This is a genomic window from Enterococcus sp. MMGLQ5-1, from assembly GCF_013155265.1.
In the GTDB taxonomy this organism is placed as follows: Bacteria; Bacillota; Bacilli; order Lactobacillales; family Streptococcaceae; genus MMGLQ5-1.
This window is the reverse complement of sequence record NZ_JABJXU010000003.1, coordinates 87,787-105,900: the sequence shown is the minus strand read 5'-3', so window position 1 is coordinate 105,900 and position 18,114 is coordinate 87,787. Positions and strand designations below refer to the sequence as shown.

Sequence of the window (18,114 nt, the reverse complement as noted above, 5' to 3'; positions counted from 1 at the left end):
AAAAGCCTTTTATATCAAGTGATACAAGCACTTTAAGGAACTTTATTTGATACAATCTCGGACTGTCCAAGCGATACCTGAAAGAACAAAACAAACGCAAGGAAGAGCTACTCCATTACCCCAAAGTTTGTATTCTGCTGAGTCAGAGTGAGGCGATTTCAGCCACTTGATGATTTGCTTCTCGGTTTTCGGCTTCACATGAGGTTTCACCGCCAAGCGATAGGTTTCAAAGACTTGTCGAAAGAACTCCAAGTCTTCCTCAGTGGGTTCAGGAGTTTCCAAATCACTACACCACTAAGATGGGAAACCTTGCAGTCTCGCACACTCGGTTGGTGTTAATCTCCGAACCACGTATTGTTTGTCATTGACAAGAGGCGGATCTTTGTAATCAGAAGCGACCAATGTTCCTGCCAATTCCTCAGTTGCTCTCGTGAAATGCGAGTTCTTACTAGCCGAATAAGTGGGATAAGCAACTCCGTGTCTATCGACAGTATTCAAAGTGAAACTCACATCATCACCCACACCACTACCTTGTGGTCCATTTTCATCCGCTCGACCAATCATCGACCCTTGAACAGCCACCACGGCAATGCCACCTTGATTACTATCTGGTGCGTTACCTGACGTATCGATGGTTCGTGAGGTATTTGATTCATAGACGTTTGCCCTCGAGTTGATTGTGCCTTCTGACGTAAATCGCACATCATAGGTCTTCGCATCTTCTACCACGAACGGCTGATTATTTCCACCCGTGCCGTATGTCGCTAAAACTGTCTGGGCAGTTTCAAGTGGTCCTTTGAACCTCGTGTCTTGGCTATGGTTTTCAAAGACGAGCGGTGGATGGTTCGATGTAGCACGTAAAGTTGGTGTCATGTCCTCCGTCACATCCATCCGTTCACCACCATGGTCGTTTAAGCAATAGATGCCTGATAACGCAGTGCCTGTTCTAGTACCCTCGGAAGAGTCTTGCCACGCACGGAAGCCCTCCGCAGAATACCCAGACAGGCCTTCTGACTCAAATAATATTTTTGATGCACTCCGACCTCCAAAATCTGCGACAAGGTAGATACGTTTTCGTCTTTGGGGAACTCCCCAAAACTGAGCATCAAGCACTCGCCACGCAAGTGAGAAGTTTTCTCCCACGACCTCTCCTGCGTTCTCCCATTTGTTAGGTTTAGTGATAGAAAGTGTTTCATCTGATATTTGGCTGATTTCTTCAAGGACGCTTCGGAAGTCTTCCCCTTTGTTGGAGGAGAAAGCTCCGCAGACATTTTCCCAGACGATAAATCTTGGCTTTTCTCCATTCGTCTTTTCCCTCATTTCTTTAACAATTCGGATTGCCTCGTAAAACAGCGAGGACTTACTACCTTCAAGCCCTGCTCGCTTTCCTGCAATGGACAAGTCAGTACAAGGGCTACCAAAGGTGATAATGTCCACAGGTTCAATTTCAGCTCCATTGATTTTGGAGATGTCTCCAAGGTGTTTTACCCCCGGCAATCGCTTAGTGGTGACTCGTATTGGAAATGGCTCAATCTCTGAACTCCACCTTGGCTCGATACCTGAAAGGAAGCCCCCAAGAGGGAAACCTCCTGAACCATCAAAAAGACTGCCTAAAGTTAAATTACTCATGGGCAGCCACCTCTTCATATTTGAATGTTTTTCCATCACGGATTAATGTGACGTTTTCAGCTGAGCCAACTTGCTCGATGTAGCGATTCACGATGACATCCACAAACTTCTCATCAAGTTCAATCGTGTAACAGATACGGTTAGTCTGCTCACATGCGATTAAAGTCGAACCACTGCCTCCAAACGAATCAAGGACGATGCAGTTGCTCATACTTGAGTTGGTAATTGGGTAAGCGAGTAGCGGGATTGGTTTCATCGTTGGATGATCACCATTCTTCTTAGGTTTATCAAATTCCCAGATGGTTGATTCCTTACGACCTGTGTACCACTGATGTTTCCCTTTCTTCTTCCAGCCGAACAATACTGGTTCATGTTGCCACTGATAGGGAGAACGTCCAAGAACGAGACTTTGTTTCTTCCAGATACACGTTCCTGATAAATAGAACCCCGCATCCACAAAGGCTTTACGGAAATTCAAACCTTCTGTATCTGCATGGAAAACATAGATACTGGCATCATCTGCCATTGACTTTTCAATACAAGAAAAAGCATCAAACAGGAATGTGTAGAATGCCTCGTTAGCCATATTGTCATTTTTGATCTTGCCGGCACTACCTTCATAGTTCACGTTGTAAGGCGGATCCGTTATGGTAAGATTGGCTTTCTTCCCATCCATGAGAACGTCATAAGTTTCTTGCTTGGTACTATCCCCACAAATCAATCTGTGATTACCAAGTAACCACAAGTCACCCGTTTTCGAGAAGGTCGGCTTTTCGAGTTCTGCATCCACATCAAAGTCATCTTCCTGAGCCTCGGCATCACCATTCAAGAGCTTGTCAATTTCACTGGCATCAAAGCCTAATAAGTCTAAATCAAAGTCAGCACCTTGAAGGTCAGATAACTCAATGGAGAGCATTTCTTCATCCCAACCCGCATTCATAGCGAGTTTATTATCGGCAATGATATAAGCCCGTTTCTGTGCTTCAGTAAGATGTTCCACAAAGATACACGGAACTTCCTTGATGCCTTCTTCCTTCGCTGCCATAATTCTGCCGTGGCCAGCTATAACGTTGAAGTCTTTATCAATCAAGCAAGGGTTGAGAAAGCCAAACTCACGGATGGATGCCCGAAGTTGGAGCACCTGTTCCTTTGAGTGGGTTCGTGAGTTTCTAGCGTAGGGGACAAGTTTTTCAATATCAACTTTTTCAAAATGGTCAATTGTTTTTATCACTAGAACAACCCCCATTCTGCTAATTTTTCAAAGCCACCAAGTTGATTCACGAAGTCACGCGCTTCCTCTACAATTTTCGAGTAAGGCAGGCCGTCAACTTGGTCATCACCTATAGCACAAACTAACTCGACAGGCTTTCCTGTTTGATGGGCTTTGAGGAAGGCGTGAATGTTAATTGATACATCAGCCTTGGATAGGTCTTTGCCATGCAAGCCACCACCTGTCACTGAATCAGCCATGTCTGAACCTAGCTTTCGGTTGGTCGCTCCTGTATCAACATCAGTGCCACCTGTCCAATCCCCCAGTGGGTTCACCCACGCAAATGGATACAATTCTTTGAGGTCAGATGTTTTAGCGTGACTCTGACAAATAATTAATCTCTCGCCATCAAGGATGTACTTCCCATCTGTTGGATACTTTTTATAAAGGTCTCGGACGATTTTTGAGAGTTTGAGCTGTTCGTCAGTGAGAGGTACGCCTTTGAAGATGCCATTGTCTCCACAGCGAATTTCATCTGCTTGGTTTTCGGCAAGCTCCTCGTCTTGAGGCACAACCACAATATCTTGTTTCACATCACCTGCGATGCGTTTAATTGCTTTCTTCACTTCTTCAAAAGAAAGAGCAGCTGAAGTTTCAATAATCAAATGACAGATGCCATGTCCGATTAAAACCTCAACTGCTATCTTTGGATTTGATTCTTCTTGGTAAGCCAAGTTAACAATTGCCCCTGCCACTCGGTCGGCAATTTTATCTGGATGGCTTGGATTTACTTTTTCAATCATAGGGTTAATTTCCTTTCTTGGAACGAAGCAATCGTTCCATCATGTCATCATTTGGACTGCCTTCAAAATCTGTCGTGCAGTTCTGTTTTACGATATCGAAAATCTCATACCATAGGAGATTGGCTTGCTTTTGGAAGCTCTGGCTCATTGTGACAAATGGACTCGTCACCACGCCACCTGTTGTTGGGTGTTTCCCGAGCAGACCATATTGGCTAACCGCTTGTTCACACTGGATGTAACGAGCAAAGGCTTGAGCATAACTTTCAAGCACTCGTGGACTGACAAGTTTCTCGCAGCCACGTTCCTTGAGCCATAACCACGTTTCACGGAATAGTTCATCCGCACCTAAAGTTGAGCCATCCTTTTGTTTTGCGGAAAGGTACTCACTTGGGTCTGGCATATCTGCTCCCTCAAGTTCCGCCCCTTCACCAATATCACCACCGACCAATAAAGTCTCTGGTTCAAATTCATGAATTTCGATTCGTTTGCCAGCTTTTCCGGCTGCTAGTTTATCCGCTAGAGGCGTTGGTTTAGAACCCGCCTTCGCACGTCTACCGCCTCTATTTGTACCGTCTCTTGCGATGATTCTCGCCTCCTTTTTTTCTTGGGGGTTAATAGGGCGTTTGAATTGAACTTTTTGTGCGTGAAAGCCTAGCGCGCTGTTCAATTCAATAGGTCGTAGAGATTTTGACCGCCCCTCCCCATCACTAACTTCTATAAGCTAGTTTTATCTTTGGTATTCATTCGTGTCATATGAATTCGTGAATGGCAGGATTTACACACACTCATCAAGTTAGAAAAGTCATGTGTTCCGCCTTCCCTTAGTTCTTTGATGTGATGGACAATCTCTGTCGGAGTTAAACGACCTTCTGCCTGACACATCTCACAGAGAGGATGAGCTGCCACGTATCTTGCCCGTATCTTTTTCCAAGCTCTGCCGTAACGTTTGTTGGTCTCCGGATCTCGTTCATATTTCTCGTAACGTTTCCTTGCAAGTGTTCTATGCTCATCGCAGTAGGTGTCATGCGTTAGGTGCGGACAACCAGGATACTTACAGGGTTTAGCTGGTTTCATTGGCATGGAATGCTCTCCTTTCTGTGCAAAGTAAAAGCCCTCGCAGATTTCTCCACGAAGGCTTGGTTGATTATAGTTTTTTCATACTACCATTATACTAGGTTTCAAGATGTGCGCAATGTGACATCGTGTGCCAGGGTGTGCCAACTTTAATCTGGGATAACAAAATGTTGTAATGCTTGGGCGTGGATTCTATGAGTTGACCTCAAGGAATAACTCAACTGATTAGCAATCTCATCCCAAGTATGATCATTGATGTATCTTGCACGAAGCAGTATCCGTTCATCAACACTATCTAACTTATCAATAGCATCTGAAATATCTAACTTGAGTGAAGAAAGATATTCTTCCTCACGTTTGATTTGCTCCTCAACCGCTTGCTTTCTTAACAAACAACGTACAAATGGAGCTTCAGTATTTCTGTTAGGACTTGAAATACGTTCACCGTACTCAACTCCCTGCACCGACTGTGACTGCAGTTGTAATTGCTCCACCTCAATCTTAAGTAAGTCAATATGGTGTTGCAATCCATCCGTCTGCTTTAAGTATTCTTTTGCTTCCACTATCCTTCTCCCTCCAATCTTGCTTTAACAGCATCTATCAGACTTGATTGAGTCTTATCTTTTAGTTTCAAAGCCAACATGACATCTTCATCAATCGTATCCTTGGCGATAATGTGGTGAATGACCACTGTCTCGTTTTGCCCTTGTCGCCATAACCTCGCATTTGTCTGTTGGTAAAGCTCAAGACTCCACGTTAAGCCGAACCAGACAAGGTTTGAACCTCCTGTTTGAAGGTTGAGTCCATGACCTGCACTCGCTGGATGAATCACAGCAACAGGAATATTGCCTTTGTTCCACTCTTCAATATCGGTGGCTGTCTTAATCCGACGAACCTTGAACCGTTCTTTAATTCGCTCAAGGTCATGTTGAAACCAATAAGCGATGAGGATTGGCTTGCCATTGGCTCCTTCAATCAAATCTTCCAAAGTATCCAATTTCTGATCATGAATATGGTGGCTGACATTGAACTCATCATAGATGGCACCATTGGCCATCTGCAGTAACTTGTTGGATAAAACAGCTGCGTTGGCTGCATCAATATCTGCATCTTTGAGTTGTAACACCAAGTCAGCCTTGAACTTGTCGTACTTCTGCTTTTCAGCCATTTCAAGGCTCACAGGTACTTCGTTAATCACTAACTCAGGCATATCGAGGAAATCCACCGACTTCATGGAAATCGTGATGTCGGAAATCTTGTCATAGATTTCTTGTTCCGCATTTTCTCGTGGTTTCCAAGAATAAATCTGCATCCCGTTTCGTTTATCAGGGAGGAAATACTTATCCCGATAGCGTGAAATGTAATATTCCAATCGTTCACCCATATCTAAGACCTTGAACTCCGCAAATAAATCCATCAAACCATTACTTGAAGGTGTTCCAGTCAGACCAACGATACGGTCAATCTTGTGACGGACTTTCATCAAACTCGTGAAGCGTTTAGCCTTGTAGTTTTTGAAACTGCTCAACTCATCAATCACAACCATGTCAAAATCAAAATCGTAGTCAGACTTCGTGATTAGCCAATCCAAGTTTTCTCGGTTAATCAGATACAAGTCAGCTTTCTTATAAAGTGCCTCAATTCGCTGCTTGGGGTTTCCTAAAACCACGGAATAGGACAAATCCTTCAAGTGATCCCACTTCTCGATTTCACTTGGCCATGTTGACTGGGTTACTCGAAGAGGTGCAATGATAAGCACTTTCTTAACGGCAAAGTCATCAAACATCAAATCCTTAATGGCTGTCAGGGTAGTCACGGTTTTTCCAAGACCCATTTCAAGTAGAAGGGCTGCAATCTTATGTTCCTTGATAAAATCAATCGAATATTGCTGATACTCATGGGGTACAAATTTCATGCATCGCCACCTCCAATCTCATCAATCAATGTGGGAATCTGTTCAACATCATCAAGGACAAAGCACTTGAATCCTAAGTCCCTGAATTGCTTTATCCGATAAAGCTGTAACGCTCGAGGTTTCTTCGTTGGTGCTTTCACCTCAACAAATCCCATCTTCCCATTTGGCATAAGAACCAATCTATCAGGCACACCAGACAGCCCAGGGGATACGAACTTTGGACAAATACCACCTCTTGCCTTTACTGCCTTAACTAGTGACTGTTCAACTTGTCTTTCTCTCATAGCCACACCGTCAAATACTTAAAATATGCATCACGCAATACTTCAAGATGCCCTTCGTTGGTGTAGTGAATCATCAGATATGCGACTTGTTTCTCGAATGACTTTTTCCAAGGATAGGTCACATCATTTGAGGCAAACTCGTAAAATGCATCAAAACTGGCGTCTCGTTTACCAATACCAATTTCTAACCATTGTTTAAATTTCATTTATATACTCCAATCTTCCTTTGGGGTGTAGATGGGTGAATAGTCATACATTAACTTTATATAGGTCTTATTTTTTTATCTTCTAAGGAAAGTACTGTAAACACCTTCACCTACCTACACCTTTATAATTTTTTCTTTAGTCCAAAAACTCCGAAACTACTCGGATACCTGATACGATGACACCTTTTTGGGTTCGCTTGCGGCCGATTCCCTCCGCTTCCAAGGCGGTGTAGAAGTCTGCAATACTTCTTGCATATTCCCCTGTTCTCATGCAGAACGCACGATATTCAGAATAGAGTTCACCTGATTTTTGGGTGTAGGTTGGGTCAAGTTCACAACACTCTTCTAAAAAGTGCCCCAACCAGTCATTATCAGATTTGTATTGTTGAATGGCTACATCGACTACTTCGGGTAACGGCAGTTTATAATCTGCGACTATCACTTTCTTCGCACCCTCAATAATCCACTGCAAGACAGCGCCACCCGCATTTTCAAACAGGTAGTCCGCATAGTTCTTGATATCCTTATTGCCTTCAATCGTGGCAAGGAAAGGAATAACAATCAGCCGTCTCCACGTCCCCTTGTCAATTGCGCCAACCTTGGGCAGATGGTTGGTATAAAGCACCAGTGTGTGGGTAGGGACGTATTTGAACGGGTCTTTGTACTTCTTCTCTGCCGCGATTTCATCAGTTGAGCAGAGTTGCTTGATGTTAGACGTGTTGAGTCGCATGCCTTCTTCAAGCTCGGCAGCGATGAGGAGACGTTTACCCTTAGCTTCGGCCAATTCAGGCTTCACGTTTCTTCGGATTTGGCTGGTCAGGATATCAGCAGAGATACTCCCTGAATAATTACCAAGTACTCGGCTTATGACATTCCAGAAAGTGGACTTCCCGTTTCGACCCTCACCGTAAGAGATGATGAGTGCTTCAACGTAGACCTTGCCAATGGCAGCCAAGCCAACAATCATCTGAACGTAATCGATGAGCTCTTGGTCACCCACAAAAATGGTATTGAGAGCATCGAGCCAGACTTGCTCATTGTCAGCGCACGGATCACATTCAGTCTGCTTGGTAATGTAGTCCTCAGCCTTGTGGTCTTGAATCGCACCCGTCCGTAAATCGTAGGTAGCAGATGGCGTATTGAGCAGAAACTCGTTCACATCAAGAATGCGTTGCTCGATTTCAAGCACTGGTCTCGCAACCTTTAAGGCTGACGACAGAAATTTGTCATCCCGTCTCTTCACTGCGTATTTCTTGTAAGCCTGAGCTGCCTCAAACAATTCATACGAATGGGCTTGGACTTTGTTGAACATCGTCACAGCCTTCTTCGGACCAACAGAGGCGAGAATGGCAAATGCACCGTTCTTGACCATTTCTTGTGTTTGTTTGGTAATGGCTGCTTCAGCCTCCTCCAGTTGACGTTCGGTCAAAGCTTGAGCTACTGCCTGTGATTTAGGAGCAGACTCTTCCCAGTACGAACCGTTGTAGACGATATAGTCAGTGGATGGCGAGTAGCGGAGTTTGCACTCATACTCACGCGCCAAGACGGTGGCTTGACCTACATCTGAGTAGTCGGTTGGTTCAAGCTCGGTATCCTTGTTGTACTGCTCAGGAGGGATATAGCCTTCTTGCTGCTTGACCTTCTTTCCGAAATTTACAGCTGAGTTCCAAATGGTCTTGAGCTCCTCGTCAGGCAGAGGCGGATTACATTTCTCCGCTTGCTCGAGAAAGAGTTCGTAGGTCTCCTTCTTTGCCCCGTAACGCTTGATGAGCTTTCCAGCAATGTGGCTCATAGTCGAATTTCGAGACCCCTCCCCAATCTCCGACAAGCTGTCCTCCCAATCCGCAAACAAGTCCTCTGAAAGCACGTCAGTAATGCGTTTCGAGCCTTCGTAAATTTCAACCTCTTGATTGCTCGTTCCGAAAAGCAGCCTTGCAGCATCCATTGCATTGTCGTCAAAGTAAGGAAATGCCTCGTTGATTTGTTGCTTAAGGCGGACATATTCATCCTTATCGGTGACAGGAGTAATTGGGAAATAAACGTGAAACCGTGGTCTGGCAGCCTTCTCCCCTTTGACCTTGTTATGGTTGCGAGAATAAGTCACTGCAAAGGCAACATCTGGAAACTGCATCGCCACATCAAGTGACGTTATCCAATCGCTTGGGTTATCTGAATGGTCATTGTCACAGTCGAGCGGAATCACGTCTGACTGGATGAAGTTGTCGCTCTTGCGGTAGTTGTTCTTGTACTCAGCTGTGACGTGGTCAAACTGAACGGCTTGTAACAAACTAGCCTTGTCAGTGACCACAGCCTTAGTCGGGAACAAGCTGTTCTTCTCATTCCCAACTGAGTTAGCAGTGTAAAGCGTGAAATTAATCATGGAATACCTCCTTCATCTCCTCGTCAAAGTAACGAATGTATTTGCCCCACCACTGAGCTTGTTCTAGCTCAATCGCCATACCTTTTGATAGACGGTTTCCAATAACCCAGACTTCTTCACACTTGCCAAGGAGGACTAAATCCATATGGATGGCTAACTCACGCTCGATCGTTTCATCCATAAACTGTGGGTACATGAGATGCGGTGCGACTGGCATACAGTCGTAGTCAATGGCATAACGGCAATAACGTTTGGTCTTTTCAATGTTGGCTGCCTCATCACCTGAAAAGGCTGAGCAGATATAAACCATTGGTCGGTAATCGGATCGTTTAGGCATTTAGTTCTCCCTCCTGGATCTTACGGCTGCAATCAGCACAGCAAACTGCCGTACTGAACAAATCAGAATCTCCATCTTTCAAAACTTCTGCTAAGTCTACTGAAACCTCTACACCACATTTGGGACAAGTGCAGTAGACGTTTTCGTCCGTAATTTCGATGGTCATTTCAGCCACATCACTCATTTTTTCTTTCACGTAAAACATAGTTTAGTCCTCCTTAAATTTCTTCATGTAATACCACTCCAACTTCTGTTTACGCTCCTGATAATCAGGAACTGAAAGTAATAAACCGGTATCAACTCGTTGTAATACATCAAGTTGTTTTCGTTCTTCTTCACTCAAAAATGGACGAATACTTGATTCTTCCAACGGAATCCCATGTTTCAACTTGTACTCTTTGGCATTCATGCCCGTCACAATCTTGTTAAGCATATTGGCTTCATTAATGTAATAGCGTGGTTTTGGAGTTTCGTGGAGCAGTGTAATGTTTTCAGTAAGCAACGGATATTCCATCCGCAAATTCACCAAATGTTTGATTGTGGCTTCCATTTCGTTGAAACGTTTGATATAAAGTTCCTTGAATTTCATTGCCTTCTTACCGGTGTACCCCATAACCAACATCGTGAATCCATCACGAGTTAGAAAATAACAAGGTCGGTTTTGATTTTGAGAATCTTTGTATGAGCCGAGCGCAAAATTGCGCTGAGCAAAATCCTTGCTCAGACCTGAATCCGTGGCTGTTATTCTTCGGATGTCACGCAAAACTTCTTTGTGATTTTTGCCGAAAGAATCAGCAACAAACAAGCTGTCGACACGGGCTGTGTCATGTGAGTCAGCAAAAATGCCAAACTCGTCTTTGGGTATTAACTCTTTCATGGTTAATCTCCTCCTGTAATTTATTCAGGAGAGGGGTTCCCCCCTTCCTAAGTAACAGGCAAAGAAAAACGGCCAAAGTAAACCCCCGGAGATAAAAAAATTTCAAAAAAAAATTGTGAAGCCATCTCAGACTCCACAAGTTCAACTAATCCTTCTTATAAAACATGCACTCATAACCATCCGCATTAAGTAGCAGACCGTCAGCCCATGATGGTGCTTGACCCATGATTCCGTTAATCTCCTCTACAGTTGTATGAGGTTCAACTTCGATAATCACCTCATCATGAACTGAGCCAACGATGTCAAATTGACGTAGGTTATCCATCGCAAAACAAAGAATGTCACGCGCCATTGCTTGCACAATGTTTTCGACAAACTTTGGACCATAACTTTCCAACCGTTCCCACTTCTTGGTTGCTCCTACTCCCTCATATGTGACAGACTCTCCACCAAATCGGTTCTCGCCAATTTGTGGTTTCACGTAGGCAAGCTTTCTTCCAGATAGTAGATGAATAAAAAGAAAGCCTGATTTGTATTCAAACCTGATGCCGTGTGTTTCTGTCTTACCACGTTGCTTGACACAATCCTTCACTGCTCTGTCCACGTCCCACCATAGTTTCGTAATGGCTGGATTAGAATCACGCCATGAAGTCACAAGGGGGTGAAGCTCATTTTCCGTGAGCCCCATGTTAAGTGCTCCCATTGCCTTAAGCGCACCGATAGAACCACCGTAGCCGAGAGCCAATTCTGAGATTTTTCCTTTTTGACGGAGGTGCCCATTCACGCCATGCTTTTCGACTGGCACACCAAACATCTGACTTGCTGATGCACAATAAATATCACCACCGCTCTTGAACACTTCTTGCCGCCACTTCTCTCCTGCAAGCCAAGCAATCACTCGAGCTTCAATAGCTGAGAAGTCAGATACGATAAACTTCATCCCTTCTCTTGGCACAAAAGCAGTCCGAATCAATTCAGACAGAACGTTAGGGACACTGTCATATAGAAGTGACAGAGAATCATAGTCACCTTGTCGTACAAGACCACGCGCTTCTTCTAAATCCTCCATATGGTTCTGAGGGAGGTTCTGAAGCTGAATGCCGCGACCTGCAAATCGACCTGTGCGGTTAGCTCCATAGAACTGAAAGAGCCCTCTTGCACGATTATCCGAACATGCAAAGTTTTGCATCGCCTGATACTTCCTCACTTATGACTTCGCAAGTTGCTGACGAAGTAAGAGAACCTCTTTCAGAGACTCATCATTGGTTAAACCGAGTAGTTCGGCTACTGCTGTCTTTCCAAGCGATTCAACTTCAATACCATGTTTACTTAACCAACAACGCATTTGAAGAACACTATTTGGATTTTCAAGCCCAGTTAATTCCTGTAGCTTTTTGTTTATTTCATTCTTCGATAATTCATCCATATGAACTGCTGCATCCGCCAAGGTCATGTCAATTTTAATACCCCTGTCATTGATTTCTTGATCCATCCAATATTCCTCCCACGTTTCTTGAGGTACTGGAAATTTGGATAACTTTCGCTGTATTGCCATCTCAACATCAACATCACGAATGTTGTAATCCTTAAAAGCAGACCACTTATCTGGAGCGTGGTTTGGAAGGTTACGAACTCGACCACCGTTTGCTTTTGTAGGGTTACAAGGCACACAGAAATACCGAATTAAGTCCTTACCTTCCGATAACTTTTGCTTATCTAGCCCAAGGGCTGCACCAACACCTGCAAGTGACAAAGGTAATCCAAGAGTGGCTGCCCAAATCATCGTGCAATGCCATCCTCGTGGATTCAGAAAACCGTCTATTCCTAGAAAACGTGATAAACACACACGCTCAAAGTTCGCATTGAATGCGTGTTTAATCACGGTTTCATCGGATAGTGCCTCAATGACTTCTTGGGGTAATCGTTCCCCATTGGTAAAGTCAACAAGCTCTACAGGATTTCCATCCACGCTATAAGCAAAGAGCATAATCTCAAAATCTGGACTTTCCGAATATTTATAGACTCCACATTTCGAGATATTGACACTTGAATACGTCTCGAGATCCAAGGATAAATGTTTCAAATTCAATCACTCCAATCTAAAATGAGCGACAGGAGATAGCTCCCATCGCCCTTAGTTACGTCTTATGCTAAAAAGTCATCATCTGCTAGAGTTTCAAATTCATCGGAAGCAGATACTTGTCCTCCAAGTGGCTCTCCATCACGAACAAATTGGATATTCCCGAGACCAGCAGCTACTCCTTTATTCCCATTTGAGTTGAAAGCGTAGAAGTTGATGGATACACGGGCATAACAACCACTGTAAACTTGTGAACGTTCAAGAATTGATTGCACACGTTGGTCCACGATTTGAGGTGGTGTAGTTGAGTTAGCATTAATGAAGTAGTGACCTTTATATGCTTCATCATCACGTTCAATGTCCCCATCACGAAGAGGTAGCTTGATAGCTGTCTTGTTGGGTTTCTTTCCACCGAATTTAGCAATGCCCTCTTCGATAGCTGCATCAATTGCCTTTTCAATTGCATCAATCGTTTTCTTATCAGATTTTGGAATCAAGACTGCTGTTGAATACTTCTCAGCACCACCGTTGATTGAAACCGGCTCCCAGCCGTGGAAATAAGAAAGACGAGTGTTAGTACCTGTGATTACCTTAGTTTTGTTAATGTTTGCCATATTAGTTTTCCTCCGTTAATTGGTTAAATTCTTCGTCTACGTTGTTGATTGTGACTGCCTGACGTTTGTCAGTGTTAGTTACGAGTGTCAGCTTGCCAGGTGGCTTAATGATGTAGTCCCCCAGAATCTCATTAAACTTGGCTTTCCCGAGTACTTTCGTCATAGCGGTGACACCAAGTAGTTTCTTATCATAAGGGTCATACCCTGCTTTGATGACGGCAGCAGCTACATCATTGTCATTGGAATACTTACGTGTAGAGCGACCTTCGACCAACTTGTGGTTCGTCCATTGTTTGCCACCAAGAGCCAGTTTTAAGGCGTATTCCTTAATGTCGTTACTCCATGAAACCAAGTCATCTACTTTTTCAAGAATGACCTCGATTTCATCGTCTTCGAGCAAGTCCGGTTTCTTGAACTCGTACTTGGCTAATTCAAGATTCTGTTTTGCTCGAACACGACAGCTGTTCTTAGCTGGGCAGAAGCCACACCATTTTCCACAGTGAAATTCACCCTCACCCTTAAAGGCAAGATTGGCAGCTGGCATTAGGACTTCTTCTGCCCACTGATACAGTTCTTCTTTTGATAGAGTGTAGGTACTTACGTTCTCACGTCTCGGCTGGAAGATGGTCATCTTTACTTCTTGGATATCGTAAATACCGTCAAACAGCTCCAGTGTTCCAAGTGCATAACACATCATCTGTGGGTTCTGATACGCATCTACTAATATTCCCAAGCCGTACTTCATGTCAATAACTGACAATGTTCCATCAGCGATGACCAAACAGTCACCAGTTCCAAAGCCGTCAGGCACAAACTTTGAAAAGTCTAGCTTTTGCTCCACAATAACAATTGGATCAGCAGTCGTTTTTCGTGCCTTCGCTACCTCTTCCATGACGAAAGTTGCATAATCCGAACTTGCTTTTTCCATTTCTTCATCATAGAACTCAAGTGTTGGTCTTGGATCTTCACCCTCATCACCGAGGAATTGATGCAACTTGTACTCACAGAGCGTATGGGCATCCGTTCCTTGTTGGGCATAAGGGCTAGACTTGTTTTCAAAACCTTCTGACAGCCTTACGCTTGGTGGACAGTGAATCCATCTGTTACTAGAAGAGGCTGATAAAGTTGCGTGTTGAGTTGGCATCACAATCCCTCCGCTTCCGCCATCAAAGCAAGGTAGCTTTCTGGCTGAATCTCACTCAAGCGGCTCGCCCCAAACTTCTCAATCAATGCTTTGACATCTGATGACTTACCTTCTTGAGACTTCCGAGCCAACAAGCCACGTACTTCTTCAAGTGTTGGCTGTTTCACTTCCACTGTCTTTGGGTCTGGGTCTGCCACAGATACTTGCTCCGATTCTTGTACCATTCCTTGCTCAGGTTCACCCAACTGCATCGCCTCCACCAGTTCTCGCAAACTGTCAGCTAGTGCTTGCATATCATCTGTGACCTGAAGCAATAATTTCATTCGACTCATGTTACTTTGCCTCCTTCTTCACTTCATGAATCTCGACCGACTCGATAGATTGTCCCGGTGTTAAGACGAGAATTTCCATATTCTCACCAAACAGCCACTCCGCAATCTTCCGCGGTAAGTTACGAATGCCGCCTTGGAGCACGGTCTCCTTGTTTCCTGCATCATCCGTGACGTTGATGCATACACGATGTTTCAATTTCATTTGAGTTTCCTCCTCAATTTGATTTGTAAGTGGTTGTCCCCCTTACAAGTTACAGGCAAAGAAAATCGGGAAAAGTAAACCCCTTCCCGAAATTTTTCTTAAAAAAGTTTTCTCAGGCGTGCATAAATCTTGTTCAGACGGTTTTGAATCGCTTGTTTTGTCACACCTAACTCCTCGGCAATCTCGACTTGGGTCTTTCCTTCATAGAAGACTTGCTGGATGAGCTGTTGTTGCTCCGGTTTCAAATTCAACATCAACTCAAGCAAACGATCTACCCGCGGGTCTACTTGGACTGCTTGTTCTGATGCCTTACATAACAAATACTGCAAAGGGTTCTTTTCAGGATTGAAGTCATCATCAGTCTGATCCAAGGACAGCACGTAGTTCCGAGGAAAATAATCATCTGCTTCCCCTTGAAAATAATCAGGGTCTGGCGTGTAACCATGCTCATTTTCAAAGTCGACAACGAAGGCTTCCTTCCAAGCCTCAACTTTTGCCTTTTCTTCTGGTGTGCGCTCTGGACGAATTGACTTGTAATAATAGTAGTTGTCGAGGTCATCGCGGCGATGGAGGTTCAGGATATCCATCTCGGTTACTCCATCCACTCCTGCTTTCAGTTCAACTACTTCGTCAATGTAGCGACCATCCTCGCCCATACGAGAGAAACGATACTTGTACGTTTGACGGTCATTTTTGTGGGTCTTCTTGAATTTCATTAAATTCACCTAGTCCTTCCTGCTGACTCGCAGTTAGGGCAAGGTGAAAAAAATAGGACCGGTGGCTTTTGCTATACCAGTCCTAGAGCGCACAAAACCTGACACAAAGGCGCAATAAAGAAAGGTATAGAAATGACCAATTTCAAAGGTGGTAACCTTTGGTATTGTGCTATTTCTATTCCTTGCCCTTATTGCAAATCAGGCTTGAATAATTTTTTGTTGCACTAGATTTCCTAGTACGTCTTTAATTTTAGCTAGTTTGGTGCTCACTTCCCAGAACACCAGATGACCTCATTTCGGTTCAAAACAACGCAAAAAAGCCCTTATCAAGAGACAAAATCTCTCAATAAGGGCTTCCCTTATACTGTTTAGCTAGGGGTCATCAGGTGACCCCATACTTTAGAAATAATTTCAAAAAACTACTTACTTGTTGACGTTGATTTTGGATTTGCCAGTGCCAATAGTTCTTTACACTCATATACTGGTCGCCTAAAGCAAGTACAAAGTAATTGTTCATATATTAAGTGCAAGTCATTTGTTTTCACAAATCTTAAGCCTGCTTTCTCAATCAACTCATAACTAATTTTTGGATTTAGTTGCATCCCAATGCATGTAAGTACCAAAGTCTCGAGGGAAGGCTGATAATCAAGCTTATTCCTCATTCTCTTTATCGTTTCACCAGAAATTCCTGAAGATTGTTCTAGTTCCGGGATAGTTAAGGTGTCAGGGTTACTCATCAACCAAACGAATGCGTCCCGAAAGTCCATACCAGCAATTTCCTGAAGAACCTTTTTCAAGCCCGTAGCCTTTCTTCTGTTCTCTGACATCTTATCCGCTTTTTCTTGGACTGAAGTGTTGTCATCTACGGAAAAGTCCATCTCAAAACTTAAAACCGACATATCATCACGGTTTAAAACACATTCAAGAACGTAACGTTTTTCTTGAGAATGCGATTTAACCGATATTGAAAATACTAAACAGCACTCATCCATATGATGCCGAGCATAGTCAGTTAGACTTAAATTCCCCCACATATCCTGCTCAACGTAATCAGGCGAGTTGATTACCATGTGCGATTCAACATAGCAATAATCACCTGCTAGTACCTGTTCATGTAATCTTGGGTTCTTTAATGTCTCTATAGTTGCATCAACAAAACCAATGGAATAAGTCTGGTTAGCAGATATAGCTCCCTGCTTCCAAGAGTGTGGGGGTACAGGATGGCCATCAACGAAATTTGACGCACCAATTGCAATCTCATAACCTAACTCAACCATCCGAATTTTTGCAGATAATTTTGATACGCTGAAAAAACTAGCAAGCTCTGAAATAGTTCCCTCGATTATGAGGAGCTGGTCCACTATTCCACTTCCGCCATCAGGACGCATAAACGTTTCAACTTCTTGTTTAAACATCTTTTTAGGCATCAAGATTTTAGGCGTAATCTTACTAGCTTGAATCTCCATCCAATCTGTTGGCGTCATATTTTTCTCAATGAGCCCATCGAACTCTTCTCTAGTCGTGGTAATATTCGAAAGCTCAGGCTGGAAAAGCCTAACCAATTCAAATGCAAGCCTATGTTTATGCCAATGGACACACTCGTGCATTATTGTGTTATTAAGTCCACCAATCCCACGGCTTTCGATGACACGAGGATCAATCAGGATAGTTTTTGCCTTGATTTCTTTCCCATCAAGAAGAGCATCATGAAAATAAATTTGACCAAAAATGTTCCCATCTTCTGAAATTTCATGGTACTCCACCGTAAGTCCCATTTTTTCAGCTATCAAAAGTGGATCAACACGCTGAGGAATTTCCATGGCTTCGGGGAAATACATTGTCAAAAATTGCTCAGCTTCAAATTCAACATCTTCTGAAGATATAATGGGAACCAAGGCATCAGACAATCTCCGATGAAATCTATTTTTCTTTTTATCGTAGGTCTCAACATCGTGAACTTTGAAGTTTTTCAATTCTCCATCAATCGTTGCACGACAATTAACTCGAAACCAAGCGTTGCAGCTATCCTCGTAATCATTATGACGGTCACATTCGCTAAAGTAAATTGCTCCAGATACTAGAACGTCAAACTCAATATCATTAGTGAGCGTTTCCTCATTAACAAATACTTGTTCAACCTTCATATCGTCAAACGAGACGTTTTCTTCATCTAGGTTATCAACATCAATGTTGTAAGACCATAAGTGGATTTCATCCAAATTATCTGGGATAAAAGACGCCACGGCATCAAACAAATCATTCTCGTGATGCTTGCTTACATATTTTTGAAATGAACGTTGTTGTGCCATGA

18 protein-coding genes and 2 pseudogenes are annotated in these 18,114 nt (G+C 43.5%); all 20 read right to left on the bottom strand.

Annotated elements, in window-relative coordinates; all coding sequences use genetic code 11:
* Positions 1-42: 42 nt before the first annotated feature.
* Positions 43-1,629: pseudogene (locus tag HOY35_RS04800) on the bottom strand (DNA cytosine methyltransferase).
* Positions 1,622-2,875, bottom strand: a complete 1,254-nt coding sequence (locus HOY35_RS04795; RefSeq protein WP_142667386.1) for a site-specific DNA-methyltransferase — start codon at positions 2,873-2,875, stop codon at positions 1,622-1,624. Before HOY35_RS04795 ends, HOY35_RS04800 begins: the two are co-directional and overlap by 8 nt.
* Positions 2,860-3,642: an S-adenosylmethionine synthetase N-terminal domain-containing protein gene (locus HOY35_RS04790; RefSeq protein ID WP_172213000.1), complete on the bottom strand. Its 783-nt coding sequence runs from the start codon at positions 3,640-3,642 to the stop codon at positions 2,860-2,862. Before HOY35_RS04790 ends, HOY35_RS04795 begins: the two co-directional genes overlap by 16 nt.
* 4 nt (positions 3,643-3,646) lie before the next feature.
* The gene (locus HOY35_RS04785) at positions 3,647-4,225 is read right to left on the bottom strand and encodes a P27 family phage terminase small subunit (RefSeq protein ID WP_142667414.1); all 579 of its coding nucleotides are present in this window, start codon (positions 4,223-4,225) and stop codon (positions 3,647-3,649) included.
* Between the two features lie 131 nt (positions 4,226-4,356).
* Positions 4,357-4,722 (bottom strand): HNH endonuclease, encoded by a 366-nt coding sequence (locus HOY35_RS04780; RefSeq protein WP_213173247.1) that lies wholly within the window; start codon positions 4,720-4,722, stop codon positions 4,357-4,359.
* Between the two features lie 143 nt (positions 4,723-4,865).
* A complete protein-coding gene (locus tag HOY35_RS04775) occupies positions 4,866-5,279 on the bottom strand; it encodes a DUF1492 domain-containing protein (RefSeq protein ID WP_172213002.1) in 414 nt (137 codons plus the stop codon).
* The gene (locus HOY35_RS04770) at positions 5,279-6,631 is read right to left on the bottom strand and encodes a DEAD/DEAH box helicase (protein WP_172213004.1); all 1,353 of its coding nucleotides are present in this window, start codon (positions 6,629-6,631) and stop codon (positions 5,279-5,281) included. Before HOY35_RS04770 ends, HOY35_RS04775 begins: the two co-directional genes overlap by 1 nt.
* Positions 6,628-6,915, bottom strand: coding sequence for a VRR-NUC domain-containing protein (locus tag HOY35_RS04765; protein WP_172213086.1), 288 nt, complete (start codon positions 6,913-6,915; stop codon positions 6,628-6,630). The genes HOY35_RS04770 and HOY35_RS04765 overlap by 4 nt, the downstream gene beginning before the upstream one ends.
* Positions 6,912-7,121 (bottom strand): hypothetical protein, encoded by a 210-nt coding sequence (locus tag HOY35_RS04760; RefSeq protein WP_172213006.1) that lies wholly within the window; start codon positions 7,119-7,121, stop codon positions 6,912-6,914. The genes HOY35_RS04765 and HOY35_RS04760 overlap by 4 nt, the downstream gene beginning before the upstream one ends.
* Before the next feature lie 136 nt (positions 7,122-7,257).
* On the bottom strand, positions 7,258-9,501 hold the full coding sequence (locus tag HOY35_RS04755; RefSeq protein ID WP_172213008.1) for a phage/plasmid primase, P4 family: 2,244 nt from the start codon (positions 9,499-9,501) through the stop codon (positions 7,258-7,260).
* A complete protein-coding gene (locus HOY35_RS04750) occupies positions 9,494-9,838 on the bottom strand; it encodes a DUF4406 domain-containing protein (protein ID WP_113837337.1) in 345 nt (114 codons plus the stop codon). The genes HOY35_RS04755 and HOY35_RS04750 overlap by 8 nt, the downstream gene beginning before the upstream one ends.
* Positions 9,831-10,043 (bottom strand): hypothetical protein, encoded by a 213-nt coding sequence (locus HOY35_RS04745; RefSeq protein WP_172213010.1) that lies wholly within the window; start codon positions 10,041-10,043, stop codon positions 9,831-9,833. Before HOY35_RS04745 ends, HOY35_RS04750 begins: the two co-directional genes overlap by 8 nt.
* Before the next feature lie 3 nt (positions 10,044-10,046).
* Positions 10,047-10,715 carry a Rha family transcriptional regulator gene (locus HOY35_RS04740; RefSeq protein ID WP_172213012.1) on the bottom strand — a complete coding sequence of 223 codons (669 nt, stop codon included), beginning with the start codon at positions 10,713-10,715 and terminating at the stop codon, positions 10,047-10,049.
* 145 nt (positions 10,716-10,860) lie between these two features.
* Positions 10,861-12,798, bottom strand: a pseudogene (locus HOY35_RS04735) (DNA polymerase).
* A gap of 62 nt (positions 12,799-12,860) precedes the next feature.
* Positions 12,861-13,409, bottom strand: a complete 549-nt coding sequence (locus HOY35_RS04730) for a DUF2815 family protein (RefSeq protein WP_172213014.1) — start codon at positions 13,407-13,409, stop codon at positions 12,861-12,863.
* 1 nt (position 13,410) lies between these two features.
* Positions 13,411-14,553 (bottom strand): DUF2800 domain-containing protein, encoded by a 1,143-nt coding sequence (locus tag HOY35_RS04725; RefSeq protein WP_172213016.1) that lies wholly within the window; start codon positions 14,551-14,553, stop codon positions 13,411-13,413.
* Positions 14,553-14,798 carry an rRNA biogenesis protein rrp5 gene (locus HOY35_RS04720; RefSeq protein ID WP_249641534.1) on the bottom strand — a complete coding sequence of 82 codons (246 nt, stop codon included), beginning with the start codon at positions 14,796-14,798 and terminating at the stop codon, positions 14,553-14,555. Before HOY35_RS04720 ends, HOY35_RS04725 begins: the two co-directional genes overlap by 1 nt.
* An 88-nt stretch (positions 14,799-14,886) precedes the next feature.
* Entirely contained in the window at positions 14,887-15,087 is a 201-nt protein-coding gene (locus tag HOY35_RS04715; protein ID WP_113837330.1) for a hypothetical protein, read from the bottom strand.
* Positions 15,088-15,185: 98 nt separating this feature from the next.
* Positions 15,186-15,803 carry a sigma-70 family RNA polymerase sigma factor gene (locus HOY35_RS04710; RefSeq protein WP_172213088.1) on the bottom strand — a complete coding sequence of 206 codons (618 nt, stop codon included), beginning with the start codon at positions 15,801-15,803 and terminating at the stop codon, positions 15,186-15,188.
* Positions 15,804-16,222: 419 nt separating this feature from the next.
* Positions 16,223-18,112: a hypothetical protein gene (locus HOY35_RS04705; protein WP_172213018.1), complete on the bottom strand. Its 1,890-nt coding sequence runs from the start codon at positions 18,110-18,112 to the stop codon at positions 16,223-16,225.
* Positions 18,113-18,114: the final 2 nt, after the last annotated feature.

Excerpts from the sequence above, each read along its gene's own strand:
- HOY35_RS04725 (WP_172213016.1), bottom strand. The coding sequence starts at position 14,553 with ATGCCAACTCAACACGCAACTTTATCAGCCTCTTCTAGTAACAGATGG.
- HOY35_RS04760 (WP_172213006.1), bottom strand. The coding sequence starts at position 7,121 with ATGAAATTTAAACAATGGTTAGAAATTGGTATTGGTAAACGAGACGCC.
- HOY35_RS04740 (WP_172213012.1), bottom strand. The coding sequence starts at position 10,715 with ATGAAAGAGTTAATACCCAAAGACGAGTTTGGCATTTTTGCTGACTCA.
- HOY35_RS04790 (WP_172213000.1), bottom strand. The coding sequence starts at position 3,642 with ATGATTGAAAAAGTAAATCCAAGCCATCCAGATAAAATTGCCGACCGA.
- HOY35_RS04750 (WP_113837337.1), bottom strand. The coding sequence starts at position 9,838 with ATGCCTAAACGATCCGATTACCGACCAATGGTTTATATCTGCTCAGCC.
- HOY35_RS04780 (WP_213173247.1), bottom strand. The coding sequence starts at position 4,722 with ATGCCAATGAAACCAGCTAAACCCTGTAAGTATCCTGGTTGTCCGCAC.
- HOY35_RS04745 (WP_172213010.1), bottom strand. The coding sequence starts at position 10,043 with ATGTTTTACGTGAAAGAAAAAATGAGTGATGTGGCTGAAATGACCATC.
- HOY35_RS04710 (WP_172213088.1), bottom strand. The coding sequence starts at position 15,803 with ATGAAATTCAAGAAGACCCACAAAAATGACCGTCAAACGTACAAGTAT.
- HOY35_RS04765 (WP_172213086.1), bottom strand. The coding sequence starts at position 6,915 with ATGAGAGAAAGACAAGTTGAACAGTCACTAGTTAAGGCAGTAAAGGCA.
- HOY35_RS04730 (WP_172213014.1), bottom strand. The coding sequence starts at position 13,409 with ATGGCAAACATTAACAAAACTAAGGTAATCACAGGTACTAACACTCGT.
- HOY35_RS04795 (WP_142667386.1), bottom strand. The coding sequence starts at position 2,875 with ATGGGGGTTGTTCTAGTGATAAAAACAATTGACCATTTTGAAAAAGTT.
- HOY35_RS04755 (WP_172213008.1), bottom strand. The coding sequence starts at position 9,501 with ATGATTAATTTCACGCTTTACACTGCTAACTCAGTTGGGAATGAGAAG.
- HOY35_RS04770 (WP_172213004.1), bottom strand. The coding sequence starts at position 6,631 with ATGAAATTTGTACCCCATGAGTATCAGCAATATTCGATTGATTTTATC.
- HOY35_RS04715 (WP_113837330.1), bottom strand. The coding sequence starts at position 15,087 with ATGAAATTGAAACATCGTGTATGCATCAACGTCACGGATGATGCAGGA.
- HOY35_RS04705 (WP_172213018.1), bottom strand. The coding sequence starts at position 18,112 with ATGGCACAACAACGTTCATTTCAAAAATATGTAAGCAAGCATCACGAG.